General features: G+C 70.1%; 16 protein-coding genes. 9 read left to right on the top strand and 7 right to left on the bottom strand.

Annotated features, from left to right (window positions below; genetic code table 11):
• Positions 1-169: 169 nt before the first annotated feature.
• Both ACOKR1_RS20500 and ACOKR1_RS20495 read left to right on the top strand, forming a co-directional pair.
• Positions 170-823 (top strand): FMN reductase, encoded by a 654-nt coding sequence (locus tag ACOKR1_RS20500; RefSeq protein WP_422934721.1) that lies wholly within the window; start codon positions 170-172, stop codon positions 821-823.
• A gap of 39 nt (positions 824-862) precedes the next feature.
• Positions 863-2,014: a dipeptidase gene (locus ACOKR1_RS20495; protein WP_422934720.1), complete on the top strand. Its 1,152-nt coding sequence runs from the start codon at positions 863-865 to the stop codon at positions 2,012-2,014.
• 27 nt (positions 2,015-2,041) lie between these two features.
• Here the strand turns inward: ACOKR1_RS20495 and ACOKR1_RS20490 are convergent, their stop codons facing one another.
• A complete protein-coding gene (locus ACOKR1_RS20490; RefSeq protein ID WP_422934719.1) occupies positions 2,042-2,719 on the bottom strand; it encodes a hypothetical protein in 678 nt (225 codons plus the stop codon).
• 561 nt (positions 2,720-3,280) lie between these two features.
• Here ACOKR1_RS20490 and dnaB point away from each other — a divergent pair.
• Entirely contained in the window at positions 3,281-4,675 is a 1,395-nt protein-coding gene (gene dnaB, locus ACOKR1_RS20485) for a replicative DNA helicase (protein ID WP_422934718.1), read from the top strand.
• 26 nt (positions 4,676-4,701) lie between these two features.
• Here dnaB and ACOKR1_RS20480 read toward each other — a convergent pair whose 3' ends face one another.
• On the bottom strand, positions 4,702-5,577 hold the full coding sequence (locus ACOKR1_RS20480) for a sigma-70 family RNA polymerase sigma factor (protein WP_422934717.1): 876 nt from the start codon (positions 5,575-5,577) through the stop codon (positions 4,702-4,704).
• 84 nt (positions 5,578-5,661) lie between these two features.
• Here ACOKR1_RS20480 and ACOKR1_RS20475 point away from each other — a divergent pair, with 84 nt between their 5' ends.
• Positions 5,662-6,447, top strand: coding sequence for an SDR family oxidoreductase (locus ACOKR1_RS20475; protein ID WP_422934716.1), 786 nt, complete (start codon positions 5,662-5,664; stop codon positions 6,445-6,447).
• Here the strand turns inward: ACOKR1_RS20475 and ACOKR1_RS20470 are convergent.
• Positions 6,431-7,024: a TetR family transcriptional regulator gene (locus ACOKR1_RS20470; RefSeq protein WP_422934715.1), complete on the bottom strand. Its 594-nt coding sequence runs from the start codon at positions 7,022-7,024 to the stop codon at positions 6,431-6,433. The genes ACOKR1_RS20475 and ACOKR1_RS20470 overlap by 17 nt on opposite strands.
• Positions 7,021-8,592 carry an MFS transporter gene (locus ACOKR1_RS20465; protein WP_422934714.1) on the bottom strand — a complete coding sequence of 524 codons (1,572 nt, stop codon included), beginning with the start codon at positions 8,590-8,592 and terminating at the stop codon, positions 7,021-7,023. Before ACOKR1_RS20465 ends, ACOKR1_RS20470 begins: the two co-directional genes overlap by 4 nt.
• A gap of 92 nt (positions 8,593-8,684) precedes the next feature.
• Here ACOKR1_RS20465 and ACOKR1_RS20460 point away from each other — a divergent pair, with 92 nt between their 5' ends.
• From ACOKR1_RS20460 to ACOKR1_RS20445, 4 genes are all read left to right on the top strand, one after another.
• Positions 8,685-10,088: an MATE family efflux transporter gene (locus tag ACOKR1_RS20460; RefSeq protein WP_422934713.1), complete on the top strand. Its 1,404-nt coding sequence runs from the start codon at positions 8,685-8,687 to the stop codon at positions 10,086-10,088.
• Positions 10,089-10,152: 64 nt separating this feature from the next.
• Positions 10,153-10,737: a hypothetical protein gene (locus ACOKR1_RS20455; protein WP_422934712.1), complete on the top strand. Its 585-nt coding sequence runs from the start codon at positions 10,153-10,155 to the stop codon at positions 10,735-10,737.
• Positions 10,738-10,791: 54 nt separating this feature from the next.
• Complete coding sequence (locus tag ACOKR1_RS20450; protein ID WP_422934711.1) at positions 10,792-11,187, top strand: hypothetical protein; 396 nt, start codon at positions 10,792-10,794, stop codon at positions 11,185-11,187.
• Positions 11,188-11,284: 97 nt separating this feature from the next.
• Positions 11,285-11,548 carry a TM2 domain-containing protein gene (locus tag ACOKR1_RS20445; protein WP_422934710.1) on the top strand — a complete coding sequence of 88 codons (264 nt, stop codon included), beginning with the start codon at positions 11,285-11,287 and terminating at the stop codon, positions 11,546-11,548.
• Positions 11,549-11,558: 10 nt separating this feature from the next.
• Here the strand turns inward: ACOKR1_RS20445 and ACOKR1_RS20440 are convergent, their stop codons facing one another.
• Both ACOKR1_RS20440 and ACOKR1_RS20435 read right to left on the bottom strand, forming a co-directional pair.
• Positions 11,559-12,254, bottom strand: coding sequence for a hypothetical protein (locus tag ACOKR1_RS20440; protein WP_422934709.1), 696 nt, complete (start codon positions 12,252-12,254; stop codon positions 11,559-11,561).
• A 131-nt stretch (positions 12,255-12,385) separates the two neighbouring features.
• Positions 12,386-12,931, bottom strand: coding sequence for a CGNR zinc finger domain-containing protein (locus ACOKR1_RS20435; protein WP_422934708.1), 546 nt, complete (start codon positions 12,929-12,931; stop codon positions 12,386-12,388).
• A 79-nt stretch (positions 12,932-13,010) separates the two neighbouring features.
• Here ACOKR1_RS20435 and ACOKR1_RS20430 point away from each other — a divergent pair, with 79 nt between their 5' ends.
• Positions 13,011-13,979, top strand: coding sequence for an EamA family transporter (locus tag ACOKR1_RS20430; protein ID WP_422934707.1), 969 nt, complete (start codon positions 13,011-13,013; stop codon positions 13,977-13,979).
• A 16-nt stretch (positions 13,980-13,995) separates the two neighbouring features.
• Here ACOKR1_RS20430 and ACOKR1_RS20425 read toward each other — a convergent pair whose 3' ends face one another.
• The gene (locus tag ACOKR1_RS20425) at positions 13,996-16,266 is read right to left on the bottom strand and encodes a heavy metal translocating P-type ATPase (protein WP_422934706.1); all 2,271 of its coding nucleotides are present in this window, start codon (positions 16,264-16,266) and stop codon (positions 13,996-13,998) included.
• Positions 16,267-16,280: the final 14 nt, after the last annotated feature.

Raw genomic sequence — 16,280 nt, 5'->3', positions numbered from 1 at the left:
CCCCGCCATTCTTGGCGGGGGCCCTCGTTCCGTTCTCTCCCTTCCGGCCCATTCCACCCCCTCCCTCCCGTCTCGGGTACGGACACGCGACCCGGGAATAGGTCCGGGCCTTCATCTGTTCGGGAGGTAGATGCAAATGCATGGACCGTGGGAACGGAGAAGGAACAGCATGGACACGAAGAAGCTCGTAGTGATCTCCGCGGGGCTCGGGACGCCCTCGTCGAGTCGGCTGCTCGCCGATCAGCTGGGCGACGCGACGGCTCGCCTCGCCGCGGGACTCGGCGTCGAAGTAGAGGTCACCACGTACGAGCTGCGTGACCTGGCCGTCAACATCGCCAACAACTTCGTCACGGGCTACGCGGCCCCGAGGCTCGCCGAGGCCATCGCGGACGTCGAGAACGCCGACGCCCTCATCGCGGTCTCCCCGGTCTTCAGTGCCTCGTACAGCGGGCTGTTCAAGTCGTTCTTCGACCTCGTGGACAACAAGGCGCTCGAGGGGACGCCCGTTCTTCTCGGAGCGACGGGCGGTTCGGAGCGTCACAGCATGGTCTTGGACTTCGCGATGCGCCCGCTGTTCACCTACCTGCGGGCTCGGATCACTCCGACCGCGGTCTTCGCAGCGCCCATGGACTGGGGTCGCGGATCGGACGGCGATGGCTTCACGGCCGGCAGCCTGAGCGTGCGCATCGAGCGTGCGGCGGCCGAGCTCGCGTCGGAGTTCACCAACGACGACGACGGCGCCTCCCGCGTGCCTCAGCTCGCCACTCGGCCGGAGGAAAAGGGCTTCGAGCAGCTGCTCGCGGACCTCACGGGCGGTCGCTGACCGGTCTGTCGTTTCCTGGGCCGGGCGTACGATGAACCGGTGCCTCTAGCCCCCGACGCTGTGCCTTCGGCCCGCGAGTACGCCCCTGTTGTCGACGGCCACAATGACCTGCCCTGGGCGCTCCGCCAGGAGTTCGGATACGACGTCACGGCGGCCGGCCTCGAGGCCGGGCAGCCCCGCCTCCACACCGACATCCCGCGACTGCGCCGGGGCGGCGTGGGCGCTCAGTTCTGGTCGGTCTTCGTCCCGTCGTCCCTGACCCCCGAGCAGTCGGTCGTCGCGACGCTCGAGCAGATCGACTGCGTCCGCCGAATCGTCGCGGCCCACCCCGACACGTTCGAGTTGGCGCGCACCGCCGCTGAGGTGCGTTCCGCCGTCGAACGCGGGAAGATCGCCTCGCTCATGGGGATGGAGGGCGGGCACAGCATCGCCGGCTCGCTCGGGGTGCTGCGCGCCATGGCCGCCCTCGGGGTGCGGTACATGACGCTGACCCACAACGACAGCACGCCGTGGGCCTCCTCGGCCACGGATGAGGGGGAGGACACGGGCCTCGGCCCGTTCGGGCGCGAGGTCGTCGCGGAAATGAACCGCGTGGGGATGATCGTGGACCTCTCGCATGTCTCGGAGCGGACCATGGTGGACGCTCTGGCGTGCACGAGCGCGCCCGTCATGTTCTCGCATTCGTCATGCCGCGCCGTCTGCAGCCACCCTCGGAACGTGCCGGACGCCGTGCTGGAGACTCTTCCCGTGAACGGAGGCGTGCTCATGGTCACGTTCGTCCCCAAGTTCATTTCGGAGGCTTGTAGCGAGCACGCGCGGGCCGTCCACGACCGGAGGGTCGAACTGGGCCTCCCGGTCGGCTTCCACGACATCGCCCCGGCGGAAGAACCCGAGGCCGCCCGCGAATTCGCCGCGTGGCTCACCCGGAACCCCGCACCGATGGCGACCATCGCCGACGTCGTCCGCCATGTCGAGCATGCCCGTGACATTGTGGGGCACCGTCACCTGGGGCTCGGCGGCGACTTCGACGGCACGCCGGAGCTCCCGGAGGGGATGGACGGCGTGGCGGGCTACCGTCCGCTCCTCGACGCGCTCGCGGAGCGCGGCTGGACGCGACACGAGCTCGACGCCCTCTGCTGGGGCAACGCGCTGCGCGTCCTCGAGGAAGCCGAGCAGGCGGCCACGCGCTGACGGCGAGCCCGGCGCCTGCGCCGGCCCTCAGAGGAGGTCTACGAACGCCCTGGCCTCTTCGATGCTGATCTCGGAATGCTTCCACAGCATGAGCGCGGCATCCTCGGCGTCGCCGATCTGGGCGAGCGCCTTGATCTCGGCATAGATCTCGTCGTTGAGCAGATTGCTCGCAACCTCGAGCGTCTCCCTGCCATTGCTCACGATCGCGCGGTAGCGGTAGGGGAACCGGGTCGTCGAGCGCTCGCCGGGCGCGCCCGCGGGCACCTTGGCGGGTTCGGCGGGCTTGTCTCCGGACGACGGCGGGGCGGCCCCAGGTGCGGCAGGCGCCGCCGGGGCGGTGGGCGAGGCGGGCGTGGTGATGGACGTCTCGGTGGACGTCTCCGCGGGTGCGCCCTGGGCGTTCCCGAAGGCCTGAGGATGGCTTTCCATGAGCAGGATCGCGTTCCGGGCGTCGATGAGCTTTGCCCCCGTGGCCTGACGGTACGCGGCGATTGCCTGAACCGTGAGCCCCTGTGCGATGAGCGAGTAGATGGCCCGGTGCTGCTCCTCGGTGAGCCGCGCCGAAACCTCGGCGGCCGCCCCGGTTCCCTGGGCCACGGCAGATTCGACGGACGCCCGAGTGCGCCTTACGCCCCTGCGCAGCACGAGGACGACGATGGCGACGACGCACAGCAGGATGATGAGAGGGGGCAGCAGGTTTTCCATCGGGGCTTCCGGATCGGTGCGGTGAACGTGCGGGCGGCCCCAGCCCGGGGCACTTCCAGCGTAGTACGGAGGGGCTACACCGGCACGCGGCTGTGCGGCGGATTCCGCGGTGATGCGGCGCGTGCGGAGCCATCATAGGGGCACCGCAGCTCCATGAACGCCGGGGCATGGATCGCCGGGTGATCGGACGTGGGAATATGTGGTGAACGTCACATAAGTGGTACGGGTCACGTGAAATCACAAGTGTTTGTCTAAAAATCCCCATTGGCGCTGTGGATTTCGGATGTGGAAAAAAATATTTGGTCCACACCATGTAGAGAAAGTTTTCCCACGTCAGATGACACTTAATGGGAGCCGACAAGAGTTATCCACATTTATCCACAGGTTCGGCGAACAACTTCGGGCACGTATTCCACAAGTTGTCCACAGGTGGGGTGGACGGCCAGCTGGAGAATGTCGGAGGCCCCAGATACCTTTGCTGCAACCATCCGGAAGGGGCTTGCACGGTCCAGACGTGCACTGCCCCGATCCGGGCGTCACGTGAGAGGTGAGGTGTCGCCGGTGTCCGCAGCACAAGTCGAGTCGGTTCCGTCCTATCGGGACTCGGATGTGGGCCGCACCCCTCCGCAGGACATCGTCGCGGAGCAGTCCGTGCTCGGCGGCATGATGCTTTCGAAGGACGCCATCGCGGACGTCGTCGAGGTAGTCCGCTCGGCCGACTTCTATCGGCCCGCCCATGAGACCATCTTCGACGCGATCGCTGACCTCTACAGCAAGGGCGAACCCGCGGACGCGGTGACCGTCTCGGACGAGCTCACCAAGCGCGGCGAAATCAACCGCGTGGGCGGCCCCGCCTATCTGCACGAGCTCATCCAATCGGTCCCCACGGCAGCGAACGCCGGCTACTACGCCGAGATCGTGGCGGAGCGCGCCATCCTTCGCCGTCTCGTGAGCGCAGGCACCAAGATCGTCCAACTGGGCTACGGCCAGGACGGCGAGGTCGAGGACCTCGTCAACCAGGCCCAGGCCGAGGTGTTCTCCGTCGCCGAGCGTCGGCAGGGCGAGGACTACGTTGCGCTTTCCGAGGTCATGGAGTCCGCGATGGACGAGATCGAGGCGGCCGGTCACCGCGGCGAGGGAATCACAGGCGTCCCAACCGGCTTCTATGAGCTCGACGAGCTCACCCACGGGCTGCACCCCGGCCAGATGATCGTCATCGCCGCGCGCCCCGCCGTCGGCAAGTCAACGTTCGCGCTCGACTTCGCTCGCTCGGCCGCCATCAAGAACAAGCTGCCCACTGTGTTCTTCTCCCTCGAGATGAGCCGGAACGAGATCGCCATGCGCCTCATGAGCGCGGAGGCCACGATCCAGCTCCAGGATCTGCGTCGAGGTACGCTCCGCGACGAGCATTGGGCCAAGATCGCGAAGGTCATGGGCCCGCTCAACGAGTCGCCGCTGTTCATCGACGACTCCCCGAACATGTCGCTCATGGAGATCCGGGCGAAGTGCCGTCGCCTCAAGCAGCAGCACGGCCTCAAGCTGGTGATCCTCGACTACCTCCAGCTCATGACGTCGGGAAAGAAGGTCGAGAGCCGCCAGCAGGAGGTCTCCGAGTTCTCGCGTGCGCTGAAGCTCCTCGCGAAGGAGCTCGAGGTGCCCGTCATCGCGCTTTCGCAGCTCAACCGTGGCTCCGAGCAGCGCCAGGACAAGCGGCCCATGGTCTCAGACCTTCGCGAAAGTGGATCTATAGAACAGGACGCCGACATGGTGATCCTGCTGCACCGCGAGGACGTCTACAACAAGGAGTCGCCTCGAGCGGGCGAGGCGGACATTCTCGTGGCGAAGCACCGTAACGGCCCGACCAAGGACATCGTCGTGGCGTTCCAGGGACACTACTCGCGCTTCGCCAACATGGCCGCAGAGTCGGGGGACGGCGAGGGCGGAGGCGGGTTCTAGGGACCCGGACGGGCCAGCGCCCGACCTCAGCCGTCCACCACTGCGACCTCGAGCGCCCGCAGGCGCGAAGGCTCGGCGACGACCTCGATGTGGGTGACCCGGTCGCCGTCGACCGTGAACGCAAGCACGAGCCGCAGGTGGCCCTTCGGCGCGACGACGAGCGCGACCCTCCCGTTGACGAGGGCCACCCTGGCGAACGGCGCGCGCACGGCGGACGCGACGGCAGCGTGTGCGACCTGTTCGGCGCCGCGGAGCGTGACGGCCAGGCGGGACGGAGACGACGCCGCGTCCGCGTTGATCACGACGTCCGGCGCGAGAAGCTCGACGAGCGCGTCGAAGTCGCCGGAGCGGACCGCCGCGAGATAGGCCTCGACGGCGCGCCGCTGCCGCGCACGATCAGGATCGGGCGTCTCGGAGCCGCGGACTCGCCGCCGGGCGCGGCTCGCGAGCTGGCGCGTCGCCTCGGAGGACTTGCCGAGGATCGGTGCGATGCGGTCGAACGGAACGTCGAACATGTCGTGCAGCACGAACGCGAGCCGCTCGGCGGGCTGGAGCGCGTCGAGCACCACGAGCAGCGCGAGCCCGACGGCGTCCGCCATGACCGCCTCCTCCTCGGGCTCCTCCCCGGAACCGGCCTGAAGCGCCTCCTCGAGCCCGTCGATCGGCTCCTCGCGCCGCAGGGCCCGCGCCCGGAGGACGTTGAGGCAGATGCGGGCGACGACAGTCGTGAGCCAGGCGCCGAGACTCTCGATCGCGTCGGCATCGGTGCGGGCGAGCCGCAGCCACGCCTCCTGCACGGCGTCGTCCGCTTCGGGAAGCGACCCCAGCATGCGGTACGCGACGGCGCGAAGGCGCCCGCGCTCGGACTCGAAACGGCTGGCCAGGAGATCCTCGACATCCACGTCTGTCACACTCCTGCACTCTCGCGGGTCATGGCAAGTAGAGGGGCTCGCAAGCGGCCCGATTCGAGGTAGAAGGGATAGGCCATGGCACCCACGATTCTGGTGACGGGCGGATCGGGCACGTTGGGGCGGCAGGTGGTGGCGCGGCTCCGCGCCGCGGGACAGCCAGTGCGCGTCCTGAGCAGGCACGCTCGGCCAGCGAACGACGGCGTCGAACACTTCGCGGGCGACCTCGCCTCGGGCGAGGGCGTCGGCCCGGCGATGGAGGGCGTCGCGACGGTCGTGCACTGCGCGGGCACGCAGAAGGGCGACGGAGACAAGGCTCGGCATCTCGTCGAGGCGGCCAAGCTGGCCGGAGTGGGCCACATCGTGTTCATCTCCGTGGTGGGCGCGGACACGATCCCCGTGGTGAGCGGCCTGGACCGTGCGGCGTTCGCGTACTTCGAGTCGAAGCGCGAGGCCGAGTTGGTCATCGAGTCCTCGGGGATCCCGTGGTCGACGCTCCGCGCGACCCAGTTCTACGAACTCACGCTGCTCACGGCCCAGGCCATGGCGAAGCTTCCTGTCATCCCCGTGCCGTCCGGCTTCCGGTTCCAGCCGGTCGATTCGGGCGAGGTCGCGGATCGGCTCGTCGAGCTCGCCCTCGGCTCCCCGGCTGGGCTGGTCCCCGACCTCGCTGGCCCCACGGTGTACACCATGAAGGACCTGATCCGCTCCTACGTCGTGGCGACCGGGCTCCACCGGCTGCTCCTGCCGATGCCCATGCCTGGCGGGGCCGCGCGGGCCATCCGCGCGGGCGCGAACATCGCCGCGGACCGCGGGGTGGGCCACCGGACCTGGGAGGACTTCCTCGCTACCCCTCGACCCTGAACCCCGAGCCGAGGAGCCGCAGCGCCTCGTCCATCATGGCGGGGAGATCGCCGCGGCCCTCGTCCTCGATCCACCGCTCGAACACGACGATCAGCACCCCCGTGAGGGCACCGGCCGCGAGGGAGATCCGTGGATCGTCCTGGGCGACGCCGAGAGTCTTGGCCACGATCCCCGAGTACATGCGGCCCACATCGTGGTTCGCGGCGAGGGCCCGGATCCGCAGCGCCGGCGTGGTGAACGTGAGGCGCATGCGCTCGTAAATGCGGTCGCGGTCGCTCGCGTAGAACTCTTCGAACGCGTTGTGGACCGCTAGCCGAAACGCCTCGACCATCGGCGTCCCGGGTGGGACGCCTTCGAGCGCGGCGAGCAGGGACGGATCGTATTCGTCTTGGAGGACCGCGTCTTCCTTCGTGGCGTAGTACCGGAAGAACGTGCTCGGAGAGACCTCTGCCTCGGCCGCGATCTGGTCGACTGTGGTCTCGTCGTAGCCCTGCTCGGCAAAAAGGCGGAGCGCGACGTCCTGGATGAGCCGCCGCGTCTTCGCCTTCTTGCGTTCCCGCAGCCCTGGTTCGGTCATGAAACCATCTTGCCAGCCGCCGTCGTCCGCGGGGCGTGCGCCCGGCGGGGGAGCACGATCGCCATCATGGCCGCGATGACGATCGCCGCCGCGAAGCATACGAGGCTCACGGTGTGGAGGCCGTCGAGGTACGCGGACCCGGCCGCCTCGCGGAGGGCGCTCCCCGCCGGCCCGAGCCGGCCGGCCACGGTGACTGCCCCGCCGAGCGAGTCCCGCGCCGCGCTTGCCGCGGCGCCCGGAAGGTGCGCGGTCGGCGCGTCCATGCCCGCGCGGTACGCGGCCGTGAGGATGCTTCCGAGGACCGCGACGCCAAGCGCGCCGACGGTCTGCCGGACGGACAGGTTGAGCGCGGTCCCCGTGCTCTGGACTCCGTCAGGGAGAGCGTCGAGCATCGCGGCCATGGCCGGTGGCATCGCGACACCGAACCCGAAGCCGGTCACGGCGAGCGTTGCGAAGAGGGGCCAGTAGTCGGACGACGGCGTGATCCCCAGAAGGGCGAGGAACCCCACCGACGAGATGACGATGCCCGCGGGCACGAGCACCCTGAGCCCGAGCCGGGATCCGAGCCTCGTCGAGATGCCCGAGCCGATGACGAGCGTGAGCATCATCGGCATGAGCTTGAGCCCCGTGATGAGCGCCGAGTCGCCGAGGTAGGCCTGGAGGTACAGCGGGATCGCGAACAGGAGCCCCATCATGACGAATGAGGTCAGGGCCGTCGCGACCGTGGGCCACACGAAGAGGCGCGATCCGATGAGGCGGCGGTCCAGGAGCGGTTCGGCGCTGCGCGCCTCGACGATGCCGAACGCGACGAGAAGCGCAACCCCGCCGCACAGCGGCACGAGGGTGGACGCCGAACCCCAGCCGTCGATCGGAACCTGAGTGATCCCGTAGACGATGCCGGTGAGGCCTGCGACCGTGAGCAGGAGTCCGAAGAGATTGGCGCGCCGAGGGCTGGGGTCCCGCGTATCGGGGATGAGCGCGAGGCCCGCGGCGAGGGCCACGGCGACGGTCGGCACGTTGAAGAGGAGCGTCGAGCCCCACCAGAAGTTGTCGAGCAGCCAGCCGCCCACGAGCGGTCCGAGGGGCATGCCGACGCCCATCGCGGCGGTCATGACGGCCACGGCCTTGGAGCGCTGGGCGGGCGCGAAGACGGTTGGGATGATCGAGAGCGCGAGCGGGAAGACCGCCGCGGCGCCGATCCCCATGACGGTCCTGGCGGCGATGAGTTCGGCGGGGTCCTGCGCGAACGCGCCCGCAGCGCTCGCCGCCACGAAGATGGCGAGGCCCACCGCGAGGACGCGGCGGCGCCCCAGGCGGTCGCCGAGGAGACCAGCGGGGATGAGCAGAACCGCCGAGGTGAGCGAGTAGCCGTTGACGATCCACTGGAGTTCAGTGGTGCTCGCGCCGAGCGCGCGCGAGATGTCGCTCAGCGCGACGTTGAGCACGGTGGCGTCGAGGCCGACGACGAGGAGGGAGAGGGCAAGCGCCGCGAGGATCCACCACCGGCGGGGGTGTCCCGCCTGGGCCTCCGCGGATGCCGCGACCGAGGAGATCTTGGAAGTAGCCATGAATTGAAAGTAACTCTCGAAAGCACATGAATGTCAAGAGGTTGTGGCTCGCGAAATCTCGGGTGTCGGTGCCGGGTCCTACAGTGGGTTGCATGGACCGGACGGGGGCTGAAGAGGCCGACCTTCAATCGGGCGCGGCCGCCCGTACGCGAGGCAGCGCGCACGGCGGCCCGAGGGGCACAGCGTCGACTGCCCGCGAGATCCTGCGCCTAGCACTGCCTGCGTTCGGCTCGCTCATCGCGGAGCCGCTGTTCCTCCTCGCGGACTCGGCGATCGTGGGCCACCTCGGCGTCGACGAGCTCGCGGGGCTCGGCCTCGCCACGACCGTCCTGCAGACCGCCGTGGGCCTCATGGTGTTCCTCGCCTACGGGACCGGGCCCGCCGTCGCCCGCTTCCTGGGTGCGGGGCAGGCCGGGCGGGCCATGGCCGCAGCGCGCGACGGCGTCTGGCTGGCCCTGCTCCTTGGCCTCCTTCTTGCGGTGATCGGCTGGGCGGCCGCGCCAGCGATCGTGCACTCGGTGGGCGGGCCCCCGGCCGTTCAAGGCTATGGGGTCGACTATCTCGCGTGGTCCATGCCGGGGCTCGTGGGCATGCTGCTCGTGTTTGCCGGCACCGGCGTGCTGCGCGGCCTGCAGGACACGAGGACGCCGCTCGTCGTGGCCACGTGTGGCTTCGCGGCGAACGCCGCACTCAACTTCCTGTTCGTCTACGGCTTCGGGTGGGGGATCGCGGGCTCGGCCATCGGCACGAGCGTGGCCCAGCTCGGCATGGCGGCCTTCTACCTCGCGATCGTGGTCCCGCGGATCCGGCACGAGGGCCTCCGCTTGGCGCCGACGTGGCGCGGGATTCTCGGCGCCGCCCACGTCGGATCCTGGCTCATGCTGCGCACGCTCACGCTGCGCGCCGCGATCTTCGCGACGGTCGTCGTTGCGACCGCTCAGGGCGCCGAGAACCTCGCGGCACACCAGCTCGCCATGACCATGTTCAACTTCCTCGCGTTCGCGCTCGACGCCCTCGCGATTGCCGCGCAATCGCTCATCGGCAAGGAGCTCGGAGCCTCCAACGCCGCGCGGGCGCGGGAGCTCACGGGCACCATGGTCCGCTGGTCCCTTGGGTTCGGCATGGTCACGGGCGCACTTCTCGCCGCGATGGCTCCGTGGGTTGGGTGGCTCTTCACCGCCGATCCCGGGGTCCACGAGGCGTTGACTCCCGCGCTCTGGGTGCTCGCCGCGAGCCAGCCCGTGTGCGGCTTCGTGTTCGTGCTCGACGGTGTCCTGATCGGCGCCGGGGACGCGCGGTACCTTGCGATCGCGGGCGTGCTCAACCTTGTGGTCTACGGACCGCTCCTCGTCTGGGTGGGCCTCGCGGGGCTGAGCGGCCCGGCCGGCCTCGCGTGGCTGTGGGCCGCGTTCGCGGGCGGCTACATGCTCGCGCGCGCCCTCACGCTCGGCCTCCGGGCCCGCGGCACAACCTGGATGGTCCTGGGCGCGGCGTAGCGCTTCGCCGTCCGCAACGTCGCGCGGACGTCATGGGGCCTCAGCCCCCGACTAAACTGGCTCCGTGCCTGCTGACCAGTCCCTACCTTCCCGTGCCCGCCTCTGGCCGCCCGTCCTGGGCCGAGCCGTGGTGGCCTTGGCGTTCGGCGCCATCACGGTGTTCTGGGGGCAACCGACGACGGCGGGCGCGGCCTGGCTCATGGCGCCTTACCTCGTGTTGCTCCTCGCCGGGGAGGTGTGGCTCGTCCGCTCGGAGCGCCCCGCGCCGGAGCGGGTTTCGGCCCTCTTCGGCCTGGTCCCCTATGCCGTGGCGGCCGTCGCTGGCGTCGTGATCGTGGTCGCCCCCAGCGACGCCATGGTGGGTGGAGCGGGGGCCGCCGCCCTCGCGCTCGTGGGGATCTCCGACGTCGTGCGCGGCGTGCTCTCGAGGCGCTCGCCAGGCGGCGGGGCCTCTCCGCTCGCGCGGGACCTCCTGATCGGCGGAGTCGTGAATCTGGGCGCGGGGATCCTCCTGCCGTTCTTTGCGGCGGTAGGGCCGCACGCCCTCTTGGGCGTTGCGGGCGGGGCGGCCATCGTCACCGGGGTGCTGCTCGCCATCGCGGGCCTGAGCCTCCGGCATGATTCAGCCGGCGAAGCTCGCGTGGCCTAGAATTGAGTGGTTCTACTCGGCGTAGAACTCCCAAGACTTGACGGAGACCCTCCCATGACTGACCAGACCCCGCGCGGACCTCGCGTCGGCATCAAGGGCCCCCTCATGTTTTCTGCGTTCTTCGCCGTCGTCGCGTTCGTGGCGGTGCTCATCTTCGGTTCGGGCGGAACGGGCCACGGCCTGCGCTTCGATCTCGCGTTCTCGGCAGGCGGGATCGCGTTCATCGTGTGCCTCGTCGTTGCCGCGATGCTCTCCATGACGTACAAGGAGAACGCGGACCATCTCGGTCAGGGCTCCGGCGTCAATCTCCGCTCGGAGGACAGGCTCAAGCGACACGCCGCGGACCAGGGCCAGGGCCGCGCCGAGGGTCACTCCGAAAATCACTCCGAGAGCGGGGCTCAGGACGCCGATCGGGCCGACGCTCCGGACGAGGACAAGCCCCAAGCCTGACCCACCCGAACGTTTTTTACATGTCAACGTACATGTCAACTCGGGGCCTTGATCGTGCCGTAAGCTGAAGCCTCATCGAGTGAAGTGAGCCGCCCGGATGATGCCCACGTATACGAGCAGCAGCCCGTCGCCGCGGCGCCGTGCCGTCGCGGGGCTGCTCGGTATCTATCTCGGCGCGTTCGGCGCCCACCGCTTCTATCTGGGCTACACGGCCATGGGCATCGCGCAGATTTTGGCGGCCATCCTCCTCGCGAAGGCAACGTACGGCGCGGTCTTCCTGTGGGGGATCGTCGAGGGAACGCTCATTGTGCTCGGCGCGCAGCCGTTCCGTACCGACGCGGACGGGCGCGAGCTGCGCTAGGCGCGGGAACTCAATTCCAGAGCGGGCTCTGGTCGGTCCACCCGACGGGGATACCGAGCCGCTCGACCGTGCGCGGCGTCGAAGTCTCGGCGGCCCCGACCACGGCGAGGGCATGCACCACGAGGCGCGTCTGGACCGCCGCGACCCAGGCCGCGGTGTCGGCGTGCTTGTGGCGCGCGTCGACCACGAGCCAGGTCTGATCGGCATTGAGCCGCTCCGCCGCGGCCGCATGCGTCGCGGTCCACGCCGGGCGGCCCAGGCCATACGCAACGACCACGGGCTGCCCGCTCGCGGCCGCTTCGGCCCGCGCCGCCGCGGCCTCGCGCCGGCCCTCGACGGACGGGATGCGGTAGGCCTCGATGAGGCCTGACGTGCGCAACTGTCCCCGCACGGCCTCGGCGAGGGCCATCGCGGGCCCGAGTGCTGCGTCGTGGGGCGCGGCGACGACGATGAGGTTCCCCGGGCCGCGCAGCGGCACGCTGCCCACGCGGTCCTCGACCACGACCGGGGCCCCCATGCGGTGCAGCATTTCGCCGACATTCTCACGCGCGGGAAGCGGGGAGAGGTCCGGGAGGGTGAAGCGCAGGGCGCCGGCCCCGGGCGGCTCAAGCTCGGCGTCGCCGAGGCCCGGCATGGCCACGAGCCCCTCGTACCGCGCGCCGCGGACGAGCTTGCGGAGCAAGGCCCGCAGCGAGGTTGCTGGCATTGCGGATGACCACCCCCTCTGACTTGTCGGTTTCGACCTTGTCGGCTTCGACCTTGTCGGTTTCGACCTTGTCGGTTTGACGTGTCGAATAAGTCTGTCCGAAGGGTACCAAGCGGAGGGCCGTTAGCCGGTTAGCCTGCGGCCTTGCGCTCCCGATACGCGCGCACGTGGATGCGATTCGCGCAGTTTCCGGTATCGCAGTAGCGCTTCGAGCGGTTCTTCGAGAGGTCGATGAGAACTGCCCCGCAGTCGTCCGCGGCGCACACCCGGAGGCGGTCCAGCTCCTTCGAGCGGATCACATCGACGAACGCCATGGCGGCCTCCGTCCCCATGCGCTCGGAGAGGGGTGCCTCGGGCGTGGTGGCGTGCAGGTGCCAGTCCCAGTGGTCGTGTTTGACGAGCTGGGGCAGGGCCCGCGACTCCTGCAGGATCGCGTTGACGAGCATCACCGCCTCGTCCTCGGACGCGTCCCACAGCGTGCGAAGGCGCCGCCGCAGGGTGCGCACGGAGGCGAGCTCGTCGTCGTCGTGCGTGCGGGAGCCGGTGAACTCCTCCTGTTCGAGGAAGCGATCCAAGTCGGCGCTCGTGCGCAGCTGCTCGCCGCCCTCGGAATCGAGCGTGTTGACGAGGTTCACGACGCTGCGCAGCGCAACTTCTGTGTCAGGTGCGAACAGCACTTTGACTCCTGACTCCTCTCGGGTCTACTGTCATCACCATACACTCACTTTGGTCCTGACATCCTGTTGGAGGTGCCCCGTGCTGTCCGCGAACCGCTCGGCGTCCGGTCTCGTCTACGCGCTGCTTTCGGCGGCGACGTTCGGCGTCAGCGGTCCGCTCGGCAAGTCTCTCCTCGAGGCGGGCTGGAGCCCGGGCGCGACGGTCGGGACACGCATCGGCCTCGCAGCGCTCGTGATGCTCGTGCCAACGCTCGTCATGATGCGCGGCAGGTGGGGCCGGCTCCGGCGCGGCGCGGGGATCATGGCCGCCTACGGCACGGTCGCCGTGGCGCTGTGCCAGTTCTGCTTCTTCAACGCCGTGGCGCGCATGAGCCCGCCCGTCGCGCTCATGCTCGAATACCTCGCCCCGATCGTGATCGTGGGTTGGCTCTGGCTCCGCACGCGCCGTCGTCCGGGCCTGGCGACGATCGGCGGAACGGTCGTCGCGATGCTCGGGCTCGTGCTAGTCCTCAACCTGTTCAGCGCGACGCGCGTCGACCCGATCGGCGTGCTGTGGGGCATGGGCGCGGCCGTCTGCCTCGCCGTGTACTTCATCCTCTCGGCGAAGGCCGACGGCGTCCTGCCGCCTTTCGTCGTGGTGGGCGGTGGGATGGTGTTCGGCGCGCTGGGCCTCGGCCTCCTCGCGCTCGTGGGCGTGCTTCCGCTGTCCGCGACGTTCGGCACGGTCCACCTCCTGGGCACCGAGACGAGCTGGATCGTGCCGGTGCTCGGCATCACACTCGTGGCCGCGGTCATCGCCTACTCGCTCGGCATCGTCGCGGTCCAGCGGCTTGGCGCGAAGGTCGCGAGCTTCGTCTCGCTCACCGAGGTGCTGTTCTCCGTGCTCGCCTCGTGGTTCATGATCGGGGACGTCCCAGCACCCATCCAGGCGCTCGGCGGCGCGCTCATTGTGGTCGGCGTGATTCTTGTGCGCCTCGATGAGCTCCGCTCCCCACTTCCCGAGCCCGCGCTCGAGGAGGCCGCGCCGGAGGCCGTGCCCGCGAGCTGACGAGGGTTGGCACCGGCTAGCGCGCGAACCGCGTGAGCCGCAGCGAATTCGCGACCACGAGCACCGAGCTCGCGGCCATCGCGGCGCCGCCGATCATGGGATTGAGCAGGCCGAGCGCGGCGATCGGGATGCCGATCGTGTTGTACGCGAACGCCCAGAACAGGTTGGCCTTGATGGTCCGAAGCGTGGCCCGCGAGAGCTCGATCGCCGTCGCGACCTGGGCGAGGTCGTCCGCCATGACCGTGAGGTCCGCGGCCTCGCGCGCCACGTCCGTGCCCGAGCCCATCGCGATCCCGAGGTCGGCCTGCGCGAGCGCCGCGGCGTCGTTGACGCCGTCGCCCGCCATCGCGACCGTCGCGCCGTCCGCCTGGAGCCGCCGCACGGCGTCGACCTTCCCCTCGGGGCTCACCCCGGCGAGGACGTCCGACGGCGCGATGCCCACCTCGGCGGCGACCCGCGCCGCGACCGCGGCATTGTCCCCCGTCACGAGATAGGGGCGCAGGCCTAGCGCCTTGAGGCGTTCGACGGCGGCGCGCGAGCCAGGCTTGAGGGTGTCCCGGAGGCTCACGGTCCCCACCGCCGACCCGTCGACGGCGAGCCACACGGCCGTCGCCCCGGATTCCTCGCGCGAGCGGAACTGCTCCCGCAACGCCTCCGGGATGTCGATGCCGTTCTCGTTCAGCCACGCCTCGCGGCCCACGGCCACGTCGTGGTCCTCGACCCGGCCCGATACTCCGCCGCCCGCGGCGGACCGGAAGTCGTCGACGCGGGGGAGGGCGCCGCCGTCGTCCGTCCTCCCCGCGCCCCGCGCATTGTCGCGGCCCGCGTTCGCAGCCGCTTGAGCGATGGCCCGCGCGATCGGGTGCTCGCTCGCCGCCTCGACCGCCCCCGCGAACCGCAGGACGCGGTCGGCGCCCCATCCGTCCGCGGCGTCGACGGCGTCGACGGCGAGGCGTCCGGTGGTGACCGTGCCAGTCTTGTCGAGGACGAGAGCGTTGACCGTTCGGGTGTCCTCGAGCACCTGGGGGCCCCGGATGAGGATGCCGAGCTGGGCGCCTCGGCCCGAGCCGGCCAGGAGGCCGACGGGCGTCGCGAGGCCCAGCGCGCAGGGGCACGCGATGACGAGCACCGAGACGGCGGCCGCGAACGCGGAGTCGAGCGAGCCGCCTGCGGCGAGCCATGCCGCGAAGGTCACGGCGGCGACGGCCAGCACGACCGGCACGAACACGCCGCTGATCCGGTCCGCGAGCCGGGCGATCGGCGCCTTGGACGTCTGCGCCTCGGAGACGAGCCGGCCCATCGCGGCGAGTGTCGTGTCGGAGCCCACGCGCGTCGCCTCGACGATGAGCCTGCCGGACGCGTTGATCGTGGCCCCGGTCACCGGGTTGCCCGGGCCCACCTCGATCGGAACGGATTCGCCGGTGAGCAGCGACGTGTCCACGGCGGAGACGCCCTCGCGGACTACGCCGTCTGCGGCGATCTTCTCGCCGGGGCGCACCACGAACGTGTCCCCCGGGACGAGGCCGTCGGCGGCGATCCGGTATTCGACGCCGTCCTTGAGAAGTGTCGCCTCCCGAGCGCCGAGGTCGAGCAGCGATCGCAGGGCGCTGCCGGCCCTGGCCTTCGCGCGCGCCTCGAGATAGCGGCCCAGAAGCAGGAACGTCGCGACAACCGCCGCGACCTCGAAGTAGAGCCCGCCCATGCCGGTTCCGGTGCCCGTCGCCTCCATGCCGTGCGCCGTGAGGGCGGGGTCCGCGATGAGCTGGCCCGCGGAGAACGCGTAGGCCGCGACGATCCCAAGTGAGACCAGCGTGTCCATGGTCGAGGAGCCATGCCGCGCGTTGACCGCCGCGGCCCGGTGGAACGGCCACGCCGCCCACGTCACGACGGGCAACGCGAGGAGGGCCACCCACCAGCCCCAGTTGGGGAACTGGAGCGCGGGGATCATCGAGATGGCGAACACCGGGACGGTGAGCACCGCGGCGAGCGCGAGCCGGGGGCGCAGCTCCGAGCCGGGGTCCTTGGCGCCGTCGTCTGTTCCCGCGGCGGGCCCGCGCTCGTGGAGCCGCGCGCTGTAGCCGGCCGAGGCCACCCGGTCGAGGAGGTCCTGATCGCTCACCCCCGCGGGAGCGAGCACGCGTGCCGATTCGAGGGGGAGGTTGACCGTGGCCTCGACGCCGGCGATCCCGTCGAGTTTGCGCTCGACGCGGCGCACGCACGAGGCGCACGTCATCCCCTGGATGTCGAGTTCTACGACGCGGGCGGCGGCAGAGGTGGGCTGCTCCATGTCCTCTTCTTCGA

The organism is Sinomonas sp. P47F7 (assembly GCF_049332655.1).
In the GTDB taxonomy this organism is placed as follows: Bacteria; Actinomycetota; Actinomycetes; order Actinomycetales; family Micrococcaceae; genus Sinomonas.
The sequence above is the reverse complement of the archived record's forward strand: the minus strand, read 5'-3'. Positions and strand labels throughout refer to the sequence as shown.

Coding starts and splice junctions, on each gene's coding strand:
- ACOKR1_RS20500 (WP_422934721.1), top strand. CDS start 170: ATGGACACGAAGAAGCTCGTAGTGATCTCCGCGGGGCTCGGGACGCCC.
- ACOKR1_RS20475 (WP_422934716.1), top strand. CDS start 5,662: ATGGCACCCACGATTCTGGTGACGGGCGGATCGGGCACGTTGGGGCGG.
- ACOKR1_RS20450 (WP_422934711.1), top strand. CDS start 10,792: ATGACTGACCAGACCCCGCGCGGACCTCGCGTCGGCATCAAGGGCCCC.
- ACOKR1_RS20465 (WP_422934714.1), bottom strand. CDS start 8,592: ATGGCTACTTCCAAGATCTCCTCGGTCGCGGCATCCGCGGAGGCCCAG.
- ACOKR1_RS20425 (WP_422934706.1), bottom strand. CDS start 16,266: ATGGAGCAGCCCACCTCTGCCGCCGCCCGCGTCGTAGAACTCGACATC.
- ACOKR1_RS20460 (WP_422934713.1), top strand. CDS start 8,685: ATGGACCGGACGGGGGCTGAAGAGGCCGACCTTCAATCGGGCGCGGCC.
- ACOKR1_RS20490 (WP_422934719.1), bottom strand. CDS start 2,719: ATGGAAAACCTGCTGCCCCCTCTCATCATCCTGCTGTGCGTCGTCGCC.
- ACOKR1_RS20445 (WP_422934710.1), top strand. CDS start 11,285: ATGATGCCCACGTATACGAGCAGCAGCCCGTCGCCGCGGCGCCGTGCC.
- ACOKR1_RS20470 (WP_422934715.1), bottom strand. CDS start 7,024: ATGACCGAACCAGGGCTGCGGGAACGCAAGAAGGCGAAGACGCGGCGG.
- ACOKR1_RS20440 (WP_422934709.1), bottom strand. CDS start 12,254: ATGCCAGCAACCTCGCTGCGGGCCTTGCTCCGCAAGCTCGTCCGCGGC.